Source organism: Cylindrospermum sp. FACHB-282 (genome assembly GCF_014697195.1).
In the GTDB taxonomy this organism is placed as follows: Bacteria; Cyanobacteriota; Cyanobacteriia; order Cyanobacteriales; family Nostocaceae; genus Cylindrospermum.
Genome location: NZ_JACJRJ010000011.1, coordinates 37,397 through 55,757, shown reverse-complemented (window position 1 = coordinate 55,757; position 18,361 = coordinate 37,397). Strand labels below are relative to the sequence as shown.

Below are 18,361 nucleotides of genomic sequence, written 5' to 3'. Positions count from 1 at the left end.
CCCCTTGACCTAAATCTTCCGCAACAAAGTCAGACCATCGGCAATTGGTACCAAACTGATATTCACCCGCTGGTCTTGATGTAGCTTTTGATTCAAGGCGCGAATTTTTTTAGTTTGATTATCTTGCACTTGGGGATCTGCTACCGCCCCTGACCAGAGAACATTATCGATCGCAATTAGTCCTCCTGGACGCACTAATTTTAGCGATCGCTCATAATAGTCATCATAGCCGCTTTTATCAGCATCAATAAACGCAAAATCAAAGGTTTCAGCCTCACCATTTGCCAGCAACCGATCTAAAGTCTCGATAGCCGGGGCGATGTGCAGGTCAATTTTATCCGCCACCCCAGCTTGTTGCCAATAGCGTTGTGCGATCGCTGTAAACTCTTCACTGATATCACAAGCTACCACCTGGCCATCCGTTGGCAAAGCTAACGCCACCACCAGAGAACTGTAACCCGTAAAAACCCCTACTTCTAAAGTCTTCTTTGCTCCCAACAATTGCACCAGCAATGCCATAAACTGCCCTTGTTCAGGAGAAATTTGCATCATACTCCTCGGATGTTGGGCGGTTTCCTGCCGCAGTTGAGTCAAGATTTCTGGTTCTCGCAAAGAAACAGAGAGTAAATAATCATAAACATTTTGTTCTAGACCCAGTGTTTGTTTCGGCATGAATTCTCCCTCTTTAATGATCTAAATCTCTCTCAGGTTGTAGGAAAAATTGGCTCTGTTTCAGAAGAATCGGATTACCCATATCCATTTTTCAGCCAATGCTTCAGTTTTAGCTTTATTGGGTGCAGTTACAAAACTAGCCCAGTAGAGCTAATTTTACAAATAGGTGAGGTATTTATGACTGATCCAACTTCAATCGCTGAGATTGACTTTCGGCCAATTCCCGGTAAAAGATATTGGAATAGCGATCGCGAATGGCGAGAAGAATTTATCTACTTCTTGATGGTTGATCGCTTTCACGATGACAACAACCGCAGTCCAGTTTTTACACCTGACAGATCCGCAGGTAGTGGTACTCAAGAACAACTCAAGAAATTTTGCGGTGGTACTATCAGAGGAATTCAAGAACATTTAGATTATATTCAGAATTTAGGCTGCACTGCCTTGTGGTTAAGCCCAATCTTTGAAAACAACGACGCCCCAAATCGCGACTCAGATAAATACCACGGCTACTCGATTCAAAATTATCTCAGTATTGACCCCCGATTTGGTAGTAAACAAGACCTGATTGATTTAGTAGAAGCAGCTCATCAAAGAGAAATGAGAGTGGTTCTAGATATAGTGATTAATCATTCAGGAGACAACTGGTCTTACCCTGGTGATTATCCCTACTATTATTACAACGATATTCAGTTTCCTTTTGGTGGATGGCGACGAGAAGATAGACCAATTCCCACAGAATTGAGAAACGAAAATTGCTATCACCGTCGGGGTCAAATTAGGAATTGGGATAGTTATCCAGAAACACAGCACGGAGACTTTTTATCACTCAAAGGCTTCAACAACGAGAACAATCCAGATGGGCTAAAAGTTCTGGATATTTTAATAAAAGCCCATTATTACTGGATGCGCGAAGCTGACATTGACGGCTTCCGCATGGATGCTGTCAAGCATGTTGGCGAACTATCAATTTCCCACTTTTGTTCGGCAATTCGTGAATATGCATACAGCTTGGGAAAACGCAGGTTTTTCTTGTTTGGTGAATTAATCGGTAATGATGATGCCATCAATCGTTACACAGGCCCAAATACCCCATCAACTGACAGCCAAACAGTCTATTTTGGACTGGACTCAGTATTAGATTTTCCCCTCTACGGAAATTTACCTAATGCCATCAAGAATCTAGCCGCACCAACATATTTAATCAATCGCTACGAGGCCCTGAGAGGTCGAGCCTTAAGTCGTGGAGAATTGGGGCGTTACCTGGTAACATTCGTCGATAACCATGACCAAATCGGACAAAATTATAAACGGAGATTTGGTGCAGGTGCCTTTGATCAGCAGGTGATTGCAGGTATTGGTTATTTGCTGTGTGCTATTGGCACACCTTGCATTTATTACGGTACAGAGCAAGGATTTTCTGGTGAAGGCAATGGAGATGAGTTGATCCGGGAAGCGCTGTTTGACCTAGAAGATGACCAGAAAAGTTATCTCAATCAAAACTGCAACATTTACCGAGAAATTGCTCAAATTGCCACCCTCTTTAAAAATTTACCAGCCCTGCGCTTCGGTCGGATGTACTTCCGGCAAATCTCTGGCAATGGCCGCGACTTTGGTTTACCTTGGGGTAGGGATTGCACCCTAGCTTTTTCTCGAATGTTGGACGATCACGAGATTTTGATTGCCTACAATACCTCAACCACTGAGCGAAGGAGTGATTTTGTCATTGTAGACAGTTCCATTCACCATAGTGGCGACACAATGAAGTTTTTTTACGGTAAAGGGGGACCCGTTACCATCCAAAAACACACAGATCCTGGAAATACAGCATTATTTGTACAGCTGGATCTAGAACCGATGGAGTTTGTAATTTTGGAATAAACGAGCGTAAGGACGTTGTATGTGTAGAGATGTTGCATCCAACGTCTTTCTTTGAATTACTTACCTACTTCCCGAATAAAATTAAAGCTATTCTGTGAAAATTACAGTAATAAACTTGCTCTTGTCAGAGGGGGTATGATGAGCCGTCCAATAATTCTAGGTATCGTCGGTGACAGCGCCGCTGGAAAAACAACACTGACTAGGGGGATTGCTCAGGTACTTGGGCCGGAAAACGTCACCCTCATCTGTACAGACGACTACCACCGTTACGATCGCCAACAACGTGCAGAAATTGGCATCACTGCCCTTCACCCCGATTGTAACCATCTAGATATTATGCAGCAACATCTCTCGCTGCTACGGACGGGACAGCCAATACTCAAACCAGTTTACAGCCACAAAACCGGGACATTTGAGCCACCGCAATACATTAAGCCGAGTAAATTCGTGATTATTGAGGGATTACTCGGTTATTCTACCCGTGCTGCCCGCGATTCTTACGATGTCAAAGTTTACCTAGCACCTCCTGAACCACTGCGGGCCAAGTGGAAAGTTAAGCGGGACACACAAAAGCGCGGCTACACCCCTGAACAGGTGATGGCAGAACTAGAAAAACGCGAACCAGATTCAGAGCAATATATCCGTCCTCAGCGACAATGGTCGGATATAGTCGTGAGTTTCTATCCCCCCAACGAAGCAGAAGATGAAACCAATGACCATCTGAATGTGCGGTTGGTACTCCGTCCCTCAATTCCCCACCCAGATTTTACTGAGATTATCAACTCTACCAGCGATCATTCTCAGTCAGCAATTCGCCTCGGACTAGACAGGGATATGAGTAAACCGGTAGATGTCTTAGAAGTGGATGGTCATGCCACCTTGGAACAGGTGAATAAGTTAGAGCATATTATGTGTTCCGATATGCCTTATTTAAGAAATATATGCGATCGCGAAAGTAACCCCGAACTCGGCAAAATCGCCGGCACAACCGGGGAAACATTGCAAAGTTATCCCCTCGCTCTAACTCAGTTAATTATTACCTACCATATGCTCAAAGCTACGCAAATTTACCAATAAGTAATTAATGTTTTTATCGTTCCCAGATAGAAAATGCGAATACTCATTTACATCCTTCTGTTTTTTGATGCGTCTCTTTACACATCCTATGCGTAGCGTGCGTTCCCTAACGCACGACAAATGTTGAAAATACGCCAACTTTCATCAGAGGCAAAAAATATTAATTATTTTGCCAAATAGGCATAATTTATAGACGAAACAAGGGATAAATAAAGATAGCTCCCACGATGGCGTCTAATCTCTGCGTTTTTCTATGACTTACTGCCTCAGAATTGCCGACATACCAGAAAATGAACGTCCGCGAGAGCGATTAATCACCCACGGTCCAAAAATTTTAGCCACAGCGGAATTAATCGCCATTCTTCTAGGCACCGGTCAAGGCCCCGGAAAACTCTCCGCAGTAGGGTTGGGACAATATATATTGCAGGAATTAGGCAAACACCAACGCGACCCTTTAGCAGTAATGCGGGAAGTTACCCCCGCTGAGTTAATGCTAATTCCCGGAATTGGCCCAGCAAAAGCGACAACCATCTTAGCAGCCATTGAACTAGGTAAACGCGCCTTTCTCTCCCGTCCCTCAGATGGTACAATGATTGATAGCCCAGTTGTTGCCGCTGCTGCACTGAGTCAAGATTTAATGTGGCAAAATCAAGAACGGTTTGCAGTGCTGCTGTTAGATGTGAAAAATCGCTTACTTGGTACAAAAGTGATTACCATTGGCACCGCCACCGAAACCCTAGCCTCTCCCCGTGACATTTTCCGCGAAATCATTCGTCAGGGAGCAACAAGGGTTATAGTGGCACACAACCACCCCTCAGGCAACTTGGAACCCAGCGATGCAGATATAGAATTAACCCGTCAATTGTTATCAGGGGCGCAGCTTTTGGGCATTCCACTGTTAGATCATTTAATCTTAGGTAATGGCACTCACCAGAGTTTGCGCGAAATTACAACCTTGTGGAATGATTGCCCTCAAGGCGATTGAGAAAAATGGGCAAATATTACTTATAATTTAATGATATTTATGCTAATATGATTGTTTGCGGGCGATTAGCACAGGGGTAGCGCGTTCCCTTCACACGGGAGAGGCCATTGGTTCAAATCCAATATCGCCCATACGTAATAGTAACTAAAAGTAACCAAAATTAGAATAGTGTATCAAGTTTTATCACCTGATATTATTACGCCAGAATGTATTGAAAGATTCTGGCAAAAAGTGAATAAGACAAATAACCCCAATGAATGCTGGGAATGGCAGGCGACTAAAAACTCCCAAGGGTATGGCAGAGTAAAAATCGCCGGAAACGTTTACAAAGCCCATCGCATAGCTTATTTCATCACACATAATTCTCTAGATTCAGCACTTCTCATACAACATAAGTGCGATAACCCATCATGTGTAAATCCCAATCACCTCAGTCCAGGTACTCATGCTGATAATCAAGCTGATATGGCAAGAAAAGACAGAACAGGCAAGGTTTGGGGTTCCGAGAATGGTAACTCAAAATTGACCGAGGATAGTGTCAGAGCGATTAAGCAAGAACTCAAGATTAATGCTGGTATCAGAGGGATACAGGCCAAATTAGCTCGGAAGTATGGGGTAGCTGAAAATACAATTACTGAGATTAAAAAAGGCACTCGCTGGGGTTGGTTGGAATAGTATTTAGTCTTCTGAGGCAGCAACAGGGATAACAAAGCTAAAATGAATCCAAGGGGCTGCTGAATTTTACAACCTCAATAGTAAGCTCCGTCAGGATGTAGTTAGAATCTATCTGCGGTTTTGATGCCCATGACTGAGCAACGTAACGCTGATTTACCTTCAGCTGATTCTCCCCAATTGAGTACACCGACTGATGTTGTCACAACAGAGTCGGTTGATGATTCTTGGAAAAATCGGATTGCTGATATCTGGAATAAAGCTACAGCCAGTTTAACGCAACTTTTACCTGTAGACCAAGTAGCCCAAACGGTGGTGCAGTGGTTTAGTGTTAGTGAAGCGCAAGTTGCCGAGATTTTAGAGACTGTTCGCGCTGAATTACCAACTACAGAAGCTTTGCTAATTGGTAAACCCCAAGCTGGTAAAAGTTCCATTGTTCGGGGGCTGACTGGGGTATCTGCGGAAATTGTCGGTCAAGGTTTTCGCCCTCACACCCAACACACCGAACGCTACGCTTATCCTTCTAATGATCTGCCGTTATTGATTTTTACTGATACGGTGGGATTAGGTGATGTTAACCAAAATACTGAAGCAATTATTCAGGAGTTGGTTGGTGATTTGCAAAAAGAAACTCGCCGCGCTAGAGTCTTAATTCTCACTGTCAAAATTAACGATTTCGCAACTGATACGCTGCGACAAATTGCTCAACAGTTGCGTCAAAAATATCCAGAGATTCCCTGTTTGCTGGTGGTAACTTGCTTGCATGAAGTTTATCCGCTGGCTACTGCTGATCATCCTGATTATCCCCCAAATTATGAGGAAGTTAATCGGGCTTTTGCCGCGATGCAGCTAGCTTTTGCTGGAATCTCTGACCGTTCTGTCCTCATCGATTTTACTCTAGAAGAGGATGGCTACAACCCAGTATTTTACGGCTTAGAGGCGTTGCGAGATAACTTAGCAGAACTCCTCCCAGAGGCAGAAGCTAAGACAATTTATCAGTTGTTAGATCAGCAAGCAGGTGAGAAAATCGGCAACCTCTACAGGGATGCTGCAAGGCGTTATATTTTGCCTTTTGCGATTATGGCAGCAACTCTCGCCGCAGTGCCTCTGCCTTTCGCTACAATGCCTGTTCTGACAGCGTTGCAAGTTTCGATGGTGGGTTTGTTGGGTCAATTATATGGGCAAAAGTTGACACCGTCCCAAGCTGGGGGTATTGTGAGTGCGATCGCAGGTGGTTTTCTCGCCCAAGCTGTTGCACGGGAGTTAATCAAATTCATCCCCGGTTTCGGCAGTGTAATTGCTGCATCTTGGGCAGCTGCTTACACTTGGTCTTTAGGTGAAGGTGCTTGCGTCTACTTTGGTGATTTGATGGGTGGGAAAAAACCAGATCCGCAGAAGATTCAAGCGGTGATGCAAGAAGCATTTGCAGAAGCGAAAGAACGGTTTAAGGGGATGAAGCGTTAGGGGTAGTTATTGGGTTTTTCAACTGAAAAAAAAGCAAAACGTATCATGCTAAACGACGGTACAATTCAGTATTTTTCTTGAGTACATAACTAGCTGCTTGTACGAAATCGTTGTTGGAATGATTGAGCCAATTTTCTATACTAGCGCGTAATAACTCTTCAGCAGAAATCCCGCTCTCTTGTGCCATTGCTTGAAGTTTTTGTAATTGCTCGTCTGCAATGTTAATAGTGATAGCAGCCACAGCAATTTCTCCTTGGATAGATAATACAAATAAATGTGGAAAACTCAGCCATTAACGATTTCATTTAACGCTTCATGAATTACATCATCACTCACACCATGCCGTTTTAAACTAGCAATTAAAGCATTAATTGTATTATTTTCTACCTTTTCTAAATCTACCCGGAGTCCCTGTCCAATATATGCACGAATTAATGGCTGATAACCAGAAAAACCAAGTATTGGTGCAATTCGCTTCAAGTCATCTATCACATCTTCCGGCATCCGCAGAGTAACAGTAGTCATGGGACGATTTTTGTCTAAGCGTTGTTTCAAGGTTTCAATTTTCATATAGTGCAGTGATTTGTTATGTTACCTACAGTCTATTACTTCCACCAAGCATCTGTGTTATCAATTAATATCTTGCAACTAGGAACATACATGTTGCCAAATGTTCCGCCCTTTTGCTCCCTAAACTTAAAATCGCTCAAAAGATTAAGGATAGAACCTTCTGTTGGCGTTCTGTATCTTTTAGACTTTCGATAGTACCCACCTCCATAGTCAGTTGACTCCACCCAAAGTAAGTATTCATCAAAGTGAATAGGTATTATTTCAAGTTCTTCTAGCCAATAGTAAACACGTCCAAAGTAAGTTGCGTGCAGCCATTTTTCCCATTGCTTGGGGGCATATTTTTTTTCATCCAATTTGCTATCAAAAACTGAAAGCCAAAGAACATAGATTCCTAGCTCATCGTACTCCTCTGTTCTCTCAATTATTCTGGTCATCGTCAAGTTGCTAATTTGAACTTCAATAGCAACCTTCACACCACTAAACATAAAAAACACATCAGCTACTACAGTTCCGAAATCTTTTTCTAGCTCACATAAAGTAACGTTTGGAGCATCTTTTAACTCATCGTATATGCTTTGTTTACAAATTCTGTGTGCTTCAGACTCTCCCTGCCCATATTCACAAAAGACAGGTGGTTTGTGAGCAAAATGATGAACTTTAACAGAACCTTGACGAAGAATTGTCTCGCAGCCACATTTGGGACAAGTAAATGGGGCATCAAATTTATCTACTTCTTGTGCATGAACCTTACAATTATCTCTTTGGCGGATGGATGTCAGCATTATCAATAACCAAAATATACTATACTCTTAGTAGTGGTATGTTAGGGTAAAACATACTTGTTTTATACCTTCTCCCTAGGATGCGGGACAATACCGAACCTATTCAACCCCGCATCAATATCTCTCAATGCTTTAAAATCATCCTCCGGTAAAGGATAACTATTACTATTAAATAAACCCGCAGTAAAAGCCGGCTGCTTTTCTAAGAAAGAAAATGCTTGGCGAAACTGCCGAGGTTCTGCTTTAATTGGGGCATCAAAATGACAGGGAATAATCCACTGAAAATCCCAACTCGCTACTTTATCAGCCCAATTTATAGTTTCCCTCGGTGCGCGATTGAGAATTAAAGTTTGTAAAATTGGGGCAACAAATAAACGCCCATCCCCTCGCAAAGCTGCAAACGATCGCATCCAATTCCTTTCCCATTTAAAAGGAAACAACCCAAAATAAGCCTGCCGTGAGCGTTCTGGCGCTTTCCAGGCATCGCGAAACACCTCACCAAACCCCGGTATTTTCAACACACTGGGCTGAAAATACAAAGCAAATAGAGTTATCCGCTGCCATCCCTTACGGCGGTTTGCCTGATTGTCTGCAACCCTATCAGAGGCTTTATCCTTGGCATGGAATAGCAAGGGGTAGGGGTCGAATTGGGCGATCGCCGGGGGATCTTCTGGAACCGCAATTATGGTATCTGTTAAAAGTAGAGTGTGCGATCGCTTATGGAAAAAAGCCACCTCTGCAAACCGACCAGGGCCAAGTTCAATCGGCCCCAGAAGCGCATAATCAAAATCCTCAGCAAAAGGCGCTTTATGACTATCTTCAGGCAATATCTGAGTCCGTTTACCAGGTAACCCCAACCAACTCAAAGGCAGATTTAACGGAAAACTCCACTGATGAGGTGCAACAAACACCAGTGCATTGATAAAGCATCTAGCAAAAGGGCCAACGAAAACTTTGTGCTCTATACCAGAAATAGTTGGCAGAATGATATACTTAACATCTCCATGTTCTGCCACCAACTCATTTACCAGTCGGATACATTCAGCCGTTGGTGCAACCGGCGCGTAAACCAGCAAACCGCCTTTTTCCAGCTTAACAACGGTCATGCGAATCGGCACGACAACGTAAAAAATCCCCTGCAACTGGTCAAAAGTCCAGATACTATCCTTAATTACTTCTTTACGGATTGTCCGGCGTCTGCCATAAGGGTAAATTGGCACAACAGGCCAGAACGGCCATAAAAAGTCTTTGGGATGAATTTCTTCGATTTTGACAGCACCTTCACCATCAGCCACGCTATAATCCCCTCTGCATTCCCGATACTTAAAGTGTTATTATTCGCTCTCCAGAAGTTGGAGTTTAGCTTGTTTCTTAATTATTACCAAATAGTATTGACATCTAGGAGATTTTTCAGTCGCACAACAGGCATTAGCGATTGTTTTAGGCGAACTGGAGCAGATTAGATGTAAACGACATATTTTGTTACACCTTTCAAGTTAATAACGGGAGACGGCGCATACGAATACGCCTTGGTTCAACCGTTACAACTGCCCCTAGCTCTAAATCTTTCTCGCATTCACTAATAACTGTCAGTAATAATTCAGTCAGTGCTTGAGCGCGTAATTTTTCAATACGAATGCGAATGACTGAGGGAGAAATCGCTTCAGCGAGAGCTAACAAAGCGTGAAAATCTGCATCTAGGGTGACAACAACGCGCTGGTCTTCTTGAGCCTTCTGGAGTATTTCTGTATCATCTGCTGCGGATAAAGCAATCTCACCAACATGAATAGTATCAATACCAGCTTCGCACAATAAAGCAGCCGCAGACAGCGGTAATCCCTGGTCAAGCAACAGTTTCATAACTTGGGGATAGTTCTATAATGCGATCATCCAAATAAGTAGAAGCATAAATTAGGGCTTGCTGGATATCTTCGTCTTCCAGTTCAGGAAATTCTTGACGCAATTCTTCACGCTCAGGATAGATTGCTAGTAACTCTATTACCCGACGAACTGTAAGCCGCAGATTGCGTATACACGGCTGTCCATTCATCCGAGCAGGATTGCTGGTAATCCGGTCTAGTTTCATGCTCATTATATAGAAGGGATATTACTATTCTCTCAAATTTTGATTTTAATGAACAGTTTATCCCTCTTTTGTCACTTTCCGGGAGGGCAATTTCTGAAAGCCTTATCAACCAATCAATCCAACCTATCCTATTAGAAAAAAATGGGTGTTGTATTTATTCTTAGAAACAAATTGTGCAATCGCTTGGTAGATAAAAGCTCTAGAATTCAGAAATGGCAAATGTTTTCGGAGAGTGACAGAAGAGGGTTATTAGCTGATGAAAAACAAATTACCTCACAATTATAGTCAATGCGTCAATAAATCAAAAGCAATCCTTAAATTTTAATCAAATAAGTAGTCCATAAAAAAATATCTCTGAGTTCATGAGAAAATTCACTTAGTTTGAAAAATATTCTGCACCATTTTTTTATCCACACTCGCAGCAGCTTGATCTAACTCTGCAACTTCACCATCATTCAACAGCCAACCCAAAGCAGCAATATTATCTTCTGCTTGCTTTAAACTCTTGGCTCCAGGAATAGGAATTGTAGCTTTACAAATACACCAATTAATTGCCACCTGAGACATAGTTTTATTTCGGAAATTTGCTACCTCACGCAAACATCCTAAAAGCGGTTTCATTCCTGGTAATAACTGCCGACACAATAAGCCACGAATACCTTTAGGAAAAGTGCCTTTTTCCGAAAACTTGCCTGTCAACAACCCCAAAGCCAAAGGACTATAAGCTATTAGTTTAATTCCCAAATCATCGCAAACATCTTTTAACCCTAGTTCCGTCACAGGATAGGTAGACAACAGAGAGTATTGAACTTGCAAAGAAGTAATTGGTACACCTCTTTCGGCAAACTTTTTCTGCACATATTGCAGCCGTTTTGGCCCGTAATTGGATAGTCCCACCCCCTTAACTAACCCTTGTTCATAAAGATCAGCTAAACCATCTAACAGTCCTGTCTCTTGCCAAGGTGCGTAATTCGCTGTAGACCAGTGCATCTGCACCAAATCGACATTTTTGCCCAAACGTTGAGCCGAAGCCTTGCAAGCCGATACCATCGCTTGTCTAGTCCATCTCCAAGGGTAAGCAGCTAGCTTGGTAGCAATGCAAATATTGTCTTTACCTAAATCCTGATATTCTCTGGAAAATCGCCCCAAAAGTTGCTCACTCCGTCCGTTTAATCTTCCAGTCCCGTAGGAGTCACCAGTATCAAATAAGGTGACACCGTTGCTTACACACAAGTTAAAGACGGCTTGCAACTGGTCATCCATGCTTTCATTGTATCCCCAGAGCAGTTGGTTTCCCCATGCCCAAGTTCCACAACCCATGCTGGGGAGGGTTAGTTTTTGGTTCATCTGCATATTAACCTGCTATGGATTTCTATATAGAAAGTTTGTATATTAGCAGTTTAGTACAGTTGTCATTTGCGATGAGCTACGCCGCGCCAGAGTGCAGCTAAAATTATTCTGCAAGGTTGAGATAACACTATTTTTGTATCTACTGTGATTTAGTAAGCCTCAAATCGCTTGCTATCGTAGTAAAAAGTTAGAAAAGTATCATCATCAACCAATATTCCTAAGATGATGTCAAGGGTTTCTCGAAAATAGGGACTACCAGATTCTTCTTGACTGTTTATAATCGGTTCAGCTAGTATTTCCACAACAATAGCCGGTTGATTTTTGTAAGGTAGTTTTCTATTCTTGAGATTTTGTTTCCATTTCACTAATTGCCCAACTTGAAATAAATCTTTCTTGAGAAAATTATTGCAAGCGTCCTGTAGTTGAGCAATATGTTCTTCTCCATAGCTTTTCTGTTCTTCATTGATTTCCTTCTCTTCATCAACTGATTCTCCAGATTGAAGAGATTGTATTAATGTGCCTATTAGGTCTTTGCTAGTCTTTTCTTGTTCGCTCATAATCAGTTATTATTTAATTCCTATTAATTGAGTAATTTCTGATAGATTATTTATCTTTCGGCTATATTCAAATGAACCAATATTCATTTTTACAGGAGGAGTAAAGATATTGTTATTGTATGGGATATGCGACTTTAATATTAATTTTGGCATAGAAGACTTTATTTCATTGCTTATTTTATTTAATAACCTAGTTTGACGTAATTTAATCTCTTCTTTATTTTTTACTCCTTCAACCACATAAAATAATTTAGGAGGCAATAAATTATAGCTGGCTGGTACAACATCTAATAACCACCAGTCAAATAACTCACGTCTCCCATAGGAACCTGGAAAAACAGCATAACCTTCTAAGCAATCATCTAAAAGTTCTAAAATTGCTTCTACTGCTTGGTTATAGTTGATAACTCTCATCGCATTATAAAAAACATCTAATGCCTCACTGATTGCCTGAAAATTAGCTCCTTCTTTTTGAAAATAACATTTATGAGATTTAAATATATTATTAATTAAATAATCAAGATTATCGGGAATAATACTGATACTTTTACTTGAACTATTAATGGTTGTCCGTAACAATTCCTCCAGTAATTTAATAATGATTTTTGGTAATGAATTATTTGGATCATAGTATTCTAAAGTAGGTTCTACGGCTAGACTTAATATTAGTGTCATCCAGATATATCTAAGATGGTTTAGTGGCTTATCGCTGTCACCAAGCACTTCTATAACTGCATTTAAATCATCTTCTAGTAAAGCAGTTCCATCTGCCTCTGGTTCATATAATTCTTCATAATGTTTTAGCTTAATTTTGTTAAATAAAACCTGAAGAGTCTCAGGTGTTGTATTCAGTGCATACTGGTTAAAATTTGTAGATAGACTTGGTGTTGATATCATAATGTCTTCCTCTCCCTAAATTACTTTGATATATCTAGTACTAAAACTTTTTTTCCTCTTAAGGATAGGGGTAGCACCAGAATACTTGTACCTTCATATTTGGAAACTTTTCCTCAAACTGTCTGAAAACATCTTGACAACTTTCGCAAGGGTATAGTTCTGTATAAAGATAGAGATACCCTTCTACTTGCAGATCGTAGTTCATCTCAAGAGCATCTGCAATTGTGGATAATACTTTATATTCAGCATCAGTATTCATAAGGCGTTGACTATAGAAGTCAATTCCTGGCTCAAATTGCCCTCCTTGTGACTTTGGTGTGGGTATAGGAATTGGACTTTTATTGTTAGATATTGCTTCTCGACGAAAAACTACATTACCTTGGATGTGTACTTCGGCAACTGCAACATTACTTTTAACTTGAAGAAATGGTTTTAAACGAATTGGTTTGTTGAGAATATTCTCTCTAATTTGAGCAGCAGATTCCCGTAACCTTTCCTTGATTGGATTTTCTTCTCCATTGTTTAAAATATCTTGCGTAATTATCATTCAATGATATTGGCATCCGTACAGGATGTTATTTCCTTGATAGCATGAATGATAAACCAGCAACCCATCACGCACCACACAAGCATTTACCTCCACAATAGCAATATAAGAACTCAGCCCAAAGCAGGTATAAAGCAATGGTCCGCTTAAAAATATGGCAGTCGATTGTATTAGCAACACCGATCGCCACAATCGTCATTTTCTTACTTGTATCCGCAGGTTTGCAAATCCACACCTGGGGCATTAGTTGGATTTGGGCTGTATTCACCCTCATTTTTGTAGGATGGCGATCGCTACTGGTAAAATGGACTAAACCAGCGGTAAACCAGATAGAGACTGTATTAGCAGAAGTTCGCCAAGAATTGGCAGCAACCGCAGAAAATACTACAACACCATCAGCAGTAAAAGACGCCACAAGCCAAGCAGAATCAGCACTACAGCAGATTCTGAAAGCCTCCCTAAGCGATCGCCCCATGTGGGAAGATTGGCAAACCTTTTGGACAAGATGCCAAGATTTAGTCATAGCGATCGCCCAAATCTACTATCCCGAAGTTAAATATCCCCTACTTAACATTTACGTTCCCCAAGCTTATGGGTTGATTCGGGGAACAGTAGACGATCTCGATCAGTGGATCCAAAAATTATCACCTGTCCTCAATCAAGTCACAGTCGGGCAAGCATACCAAGCTTATGAAGTCTACCGACGGTTAGAGCCATCCGCTCGTAAATTCTGGCAAGCTTGGAACTGGGCGCAGTGGCTTTTAAATCCAGTAGCAGCAGTGGCAAAGCAAGCCACCAAGGGCTACAGCAACCAAGCAACTCAGGAATTACTGATGAATTTGAGCCAGTTGTTGCGAGAAGCTGCCCTGGGGAATTTATGTCGGCAGGCGATCGCACTTTATAGTGGTAAAAATGCTTCAGCGATCGCCTCCCCCACACCAACCCTACCCCAAGCAAAAACCCAAACCCTGCGAGACATCCTCAGCCAAGCAGAACCAACCGCAGTAGTTGAACAAAAACCCGTAAATATACTATTGGCAGGACGCACAGGTTCAGGAAAAAGTAGCCTAATTAACACACTATTTACCGCAGATTTAGCAACCGTCGATGTGTTGCCCAGCACCGACCAAATTCAGAGCTACCACTGGCAGACCCAAAGCGGCGAAACCCTGACCCTGTGGGATACCCCAGGTTACGAACAAGTGAATCGTGGGAATCTACGCGACTTAGTGCTAGACTACGCCACCAACGCCGATTTACTGCTGTTAGTTACCCCAGCCCTCGATCCAGCCTTGCAAATGGATGTAGACTTTCTGCAAGACATCAAAGCAGAAGTTGCAGACTTACCCGTAATTACCGTTGTTACCCAAGTAGATCGCCTGCGTCCCGGACGCCAGTGGGAGGCAAACTATGATTGGCAAACAGGCGATCGCCCAAAAGAAATTGCTATCCGACAAGCCACAGAGTATCGCACTCAGCTTCTCAAAGAATATTGCCATCTAGTCTTACCCATCGTCACCGGAGATATAAAAACAGGTCGAACCCCTTGGGGAGTAGAGGCGTTATCTTGGGGACTAGTAGATGCGATCGCCCCAGCCAAGCAACTGCGTCTCACCAGGTTTTTGCGTAACCTAGAAACCCGAACCATCGCCGCCGCTAAAATCATCGACCATTACACATTCCAAATGGCAACCACCCAAGGACTAGCTGCACTCCTCAAAAGTCCCGTCCTTCATTTCATTTCCACCCTATCAACCGGAACACCCACCCTGGCCTATCTGCTAGCAGAAAAAATTCCCGTAGAACAGTTGCCCATAGTCATTGGCAAGCTACAAATGGCTTATGAACTATTCTCACTTTTGCATACAGACACTACTAACCCGCTCAACTTCGACCTACTATCCCTCTGGCCATTGTTACTAGAAAACTCCGCCTCACCAGACCGCAACGCCTGGGCATTTGGTCACGCCTTGGTGGAATACTGGACTCAGAATCTGACAGTTGAACAACTCCGGGAGCGGTTCAATTACTATCTCCAGCAGGCTTGAGTCCCAGGGTCACTCACCAATTACAGCGCTTGCTTTGTTCAACAGCCATGGTTTGCCCTACCATAGGCCTCTCTAGCTACTGTTCTTTCTTTGCAGTAACATTGCAACAGCGTCTGAATTAAGCTCAGACTCACACCAATGCGTTTTGCCAGTTGACGTTGTCAAATCGACTCCTTATTGTCAAGGTTGATAATTTCTGGCTGCAAATCTAATGAGCATACCTTCATTTTCAGCAAATACAAATTTGCTATCATGCTATAGGCTCAAGTAATCTTAGTGAACTGTAGTTAGCGAAGTAAAGAATCATCACAGCCATATTTAAAATTATGTTAAAATTACTTAAGCTTAACTGCTACATAAGCATTACCAGGATCTTATCACTCTCCCAGCTAAGGCATATTACAAAAATAAGTCGGATAGTATTGGGCCAGCATATTTTTCAATGAATAGTTCTATCTCTCTCTGAAAAAATTAATTTATTTTTGCAATCCTCATAACAATAAACTCGACTTTAGTTACATCCTCCTGTAGGATTTCTCAATCAGTATTCCAAATACTAGCTGGCTTAACCAAGCAAATATTAATCAATGATCGAGAATAATTCTTTCCAATCATCAAGTTCTCCTCAGAACAAAAACTTCGTACATCCCTATCTTCCCTCCCAACCTTTACCGTGGGACGAAGCCCAAGGGAATGGTACAAGGCTCCCAGAAATTCTAGGCGTTGTCCGCCGACGATGGCTACTCATTACAGGAGTAACTACGACTGTAATGGTAACTGTTCTATTAGGCTGGATGTTCAGCCAAAGGAATCCAGAATATGAAGGCAGTTTTCAGTTGTTAGTAGAATCTGTGAATAACGACTCCAAAGAAGTAGATATTGTCAACGATCCTAATTCAGGCAAGTCTAATCTAGATTATCAAAGTCAAATTCAGGTTCTTAAAAGTCCGGAACTGATGGAAAACATTCTCAAGAATTTGCAAATCTTATATCCAAACATTACTTATAACTCTCTCCTACGAAATTTGTCTATTACTCGTTTAGGTGAAACCAAAATTATAGAAGTTCGCTATCGTAGTAAAGATCCAGACAGAATTAAAGTAGTTCTAGACCGCATTTCTCAGGATTACTTAAAATACAGTTTAGAAAAACGCCAAACCAGGTTGCGTCAAGGAATTAGATTTGTTGAAAAACAACTACCATTTATCCAAAATCGAGTGGATCAGATCCAAAAAGAACTGCAAATTTTCCGACAAAAGTATAAATTTAATGATCCAGAAAATCAAATAGCACAAATTACTACAGCCTTTGGAAATTTGAGTCAGCAAAGACAAATAATTAATTCACAGTTGGTAGATAATAAGGAAAATTTAGCTCTCCTACAGGGACAAAATGGGACACTAGCCGCGCTGAATAACGCAACTGTCTATCAGCAATTGATTGCTTATCAGCGTCAATTAGACATTCAGATTGCTATGGAGTCAACTCGCTTGCAAGAAGACAACCCAAGCATGCAAGTATTGAAAGAGAAACGGGAAACTATCTTGTCCTTGTTAAACCAAGAGTCACAGCGCTACTTGGGTATAAAAGTAGCAGAACTAGTAACTAAAATTCAGATATTAGAAGTGCAAAGCCAAGAGCTGGCTAAAACTGAAAATCAACTTGAACAACAACGCAAGCAATTGCCAATCTTGGCACGACAATACAGCGAAATCCAGCGAAAATTACAGGTAGCCAATGAGAGCTTAAATCGCTTTCTTTCTACCCGTGAAAATCTCCAAATACAGATATCCCAGACAGAACTTGATTGGCAAATACTTCAGGCACCATATAAGCCAGACAAACCTATATCTTCTGCAAATCTTATAAATATCCTCATACCAGGATTGAGCGCGAGTATCCTCCTAGGAATTGGTGTAGCATTACTGAAAGAAAGGACTGATAATACCTATCATAGCGTCCATATTTTGAAGGAGAATATCAGGCTGCCCCTATTAGGAAGTATTCCATTTGAAAAGCGACTTCAAAACCGCAATTTAGCCTCACAAAAAACACAAAAATCTCTAGCAGAAACCTCAAATTCTCTTCCTGATGATGTTCCCAGCTTGCCTGGATTAACAGAGCAAGACTTCAGCAAATATTCAGGAGAATTTTTAGAATCTTTACGGATACTTCATACCAACATTCAACTACTAGGTAATGAGCGCCAGATTCGCTCGATAATCATCAGTTCAGCTATGCCTGGTGACGGTAAATCTACGGTTGCGTTCCATCTCGCTCAAATAGCTACAGAAATGGGCAAAAAAGTACTACTTGTGGATGCCGATTTACGCCAACCCAAGATTCACACCTTATCAAATTTAAATAACCTGTGGGGATTGAGTAATTTAATTTCTACAAACTTGCCAGTAGAGGAAGCAATCCGGCAGCTACCTTCCATGAGCCAATTATCTGTACTCACTGCTGGGCCCATACCCTTAGATCCGACAAAATTGCTCTCGTCTGACAAGATAAAGGGATTGATAGCAGACTTCCAAAACAACTTTGACTTAGTAATCTATGACGCTCCCCCCTTGATGGGACTAGCTGATGCTAGCCTGCTAGCACCCCTAACTGACGGTATGTTGATACTAGTGAGAATTGAAAAAACCGACACCTCCGTACTGAAGCGAGCTTTAGATAACCTGAAAATTTCCCGAATGAATATCTTAGGTATGGTTAGCAACGGTCAAAAGTACAACTCCAGTTATTATTAAGACTATTTAGCCTTACG

Annotated in this window: 18 protein-coding genes and 1 tRNA gene; 8 read left to right on the top strand and 11 right to left on the bottom strand. The window is 41.7% G+C overall.

Going from position 1 to position 18,361, the window contains the following annotated elements:
• Window positions 1–9 precede the first annotated feature (9 nt).
• Window positions 10–672, bottom strand: a complete 663-nt coding sequence (locus H6G32_RS08025) for a class I SAM-dependent methyltransferase (RefSeq protein WP_190456890.1) — start codon at window positions 670–672, stop codon at window positions 10–12.
• A gap of 177 nt (window positions 673–849) precedes the next feature.
• Between H6G32_RS08025 and H6G32_RS08020 the strand changes: the two genes are divergently transcribed.
• The 6 genes from H6G32_RS08020 to H6G32_RS07995 all read left to right on the top strand — a co-directional run bounded on the left by H6G32_RS08020 (window position 850) and on the right by H6G32_RS07995 (window position 6,751).
• Window positions 850–2,553 (top strand): alpha-amylase family glycosyl hydrolase, encoded by a 1,704-nt coding sequence (locus H6G32_RS08020; protein ID WP_190456889.1) that lies wholly within the window; start codon window positions 850–852, stop codon window positions 2,551–2,553.
• Between the two features lie 138 nt (window positions 2,554–2,691).
• Window positions 2,692–3,630: a phosphoribulokinase gene (locus tag H6G32_RS08015; protein WP_190457050.1), complete on the top strand. Its 939-nt coding sequence runs from the start codon at window positions 2,692–2,694 to the stop codon at window positions 3,628–3,630.
• A 253-nt stretch (window positions 3,631–3,883) separates the two neighbouring features.
• The gene (gene radC, locus H6G32_RS08010; protein WP_190456887.1) at window positions 3,884–4,615 is read left to right on the top strand and encodes a RadC family protein; all 732 of its coding nucleotides are present in this window, start codon (window positions 3,884–3,886) and stop codon (window positions 4,613–4,615) included.
• Window positions 4,616–4,674: 59 nt separating this feature from the next.
• Window positions 4,675–4,746: transfer RNA gene (locus H6G32_RS08005), tRNA-Val, on the top strand.
• A gap of 37 nt (window positions 4,747–4,783) precedes the next feature.
• A complete protein-coding gene (locus H6G32_RS26675) occupies window positions 4,784–5,290 on the top strand; it encodes an HNH endonuclease (RefSeq protein ID WP_206757960.1) in 507 nt (168 codons plus the stop codon).
• Between the two features lie 129 nt (window positions 5,291–5,419).
• Complete coding sequence (locus H6G32_RS07995; protein ID WP_190456884.1) at window positions 5,420–6,751, top strand: YcjF family protein; 1,332 nt, start codon at window positions 5,420–5,422, stop codon at window positions 6,749–6,751.
• A gap of 43 nt (window positions 6,752–6,794) precedes the next feature.
• Here H6G32_RS07995 and H6G32_RS07990 read toward each other — a convergent pair whose 3' ends face one another.
• From H6G32_RS07990 to H6G32_RS07945, 10 genes are all read right to left on the bottom strand, one after another.
• The gene (locus H6G32_RS07990; protein ID WP_190456875.1) at window positions 6,795–6,992 is read right to left on the bottom strand and encodes a ribbon-helix-helix protein, CopG family; all 198 of its coding nucleotides are present in this window, start codon (window positions 6,990–6,992) and stop codon (window positions 6,795–6,797) included.
• A gap of 44 nt (window positions 6,993–7,036) precedes the next feature.
• Entirely contained in the window at window positions 7,037–7,321 is a 285-nt protein-coding gene (locus tag H6G32_RS07985) for a hypothetical protein (protein WP_190456873.1), read from the bottom strand.
• 35 nt (window positions 7,322–7,356) lie between these two features.
• Window positions 7,357–8,103: a competence protein CoiA gene (locus H6G32_RS07980; protein ID WP_190456871.1), complete on the bottom strand. Its 747-nt coding sequence runs from the start codon at window positions 8,101–8,103 to the stop codon at window positions 7,357–7,359.
• A 62-nt stretch (window positions 8,104–8,165) separates the two neighbouring features.
• Window positions 8,166–9,398 (bottom strand): DUF4336 domain-containing protein, encoded by a 1,233-nt coding sequence (locus tag H6G32_RS07975; protein WP_190456868.1) that lies wholly within the window; start codon window positions 9,396–9,398, stop codon window positions 8,166–8,168.
• Window positions 9,399–9,594: 196 nt separating this feature from the next.
• The gene (locus H6G32_RS07970) at window positions 9,595–9,963 is read right to left on the bottom strand and encodes a DUF5615 family PIN-like protein (RefSeq protein WP_190456866.1); all 369 of its coding nucleotides are present in this window, start codon (window positions 9,961–9,963) and stop codon (window positions 9,595–9,597) included.
• The gene (locus tag H6G32_RS07965) at window positions 9,947–10,195 is read right to left on the bottom strand and encodes a DUF433 domain-containing protein (RefSeq protein WP_242046525.1); all 249 of its coding nucleotides are present in this window, start codon (window positions 10,193–10,195) and stop codon (window positions 9,947–9,949) included. Before H6G32_RS07965 ends, H6G32_RS07970 begins: the two co-directional genes overlap by 17 nt.
• Before the next feature lie 366 nt (window positions 10,196–10,561).
• Window positions 10,562–11,542, bottom strand: a complete 981-nt coding sequence (locus H6G32_RS07960) for an aldo/keto reductase (protein WP_190456862.1) — start codon at window positions 11,540–11,542, stop codon at window positions 10,562–10,564.
• Between the two features lie 146 nt (window positions 11,543–11,688).
• Window positions 11,689–12,096, bottom strand: coding sequence for a hypothetical protein (locus H6G32_RS07955; RefSeq protein WP_190456860.1), 408 nt, complete (start codon window positions 12,094–12,096; stop codon window positions 11,689–11,691).
• Window positions 12,097–12,105: 9 nt separating this feature from the next.
• Window positions 12,106–12,993 (bottom strand): hypothetical protein, encoded by an 888-nt coding sequence (locus H6G32_RS07950; protein ID WP_190456858.1) that lies wholly within the window; start codon window positions 12,991–12,993, stop codon window positions 12,106–12,108.
• 58 nt (window positions 12,994–13,051) lie between these two features.
• Complete coding sequence (locus H6G32_RS07945) at window positions 13,052–13,540, bottom strand: deaminase domain-containing protein (protein WP_190456856.1); 489 nt, start codon at window positions 13,538–13,540, stop codon at window positions 13,052–13,054.
• Window positions 13,541–13,677: 137 nt separating this feature from the next.
• On the opposite strand from H6G32_RS07945, the gene H6G32_RS07940 reads away from it, so the two are divergent.
• Window positions 13,678–15,588, top strand: coding sequence for a GTPase family protein (locus H6G32_RS07940; protein WP_190456854.1), 1,911 nt, complete (start codon window positions 13,678–13,680; stop codon window positions 15,586–15,588).
• Window positions 15,589–16,175: 587 nt separating this feature from the next.
• Complete coding sequence (locus H6G32_RS07935) at window positions 16,176–18,344, top strand: GumC family protein (RefSeq protein WP_199328039.1); 2,169 nt, start codon at window positions 16,176–16,178, stop codon at window positions 18,342–18,344.
• Window positions 18,345–18,361: the final 17 nt, after the last annotated feature.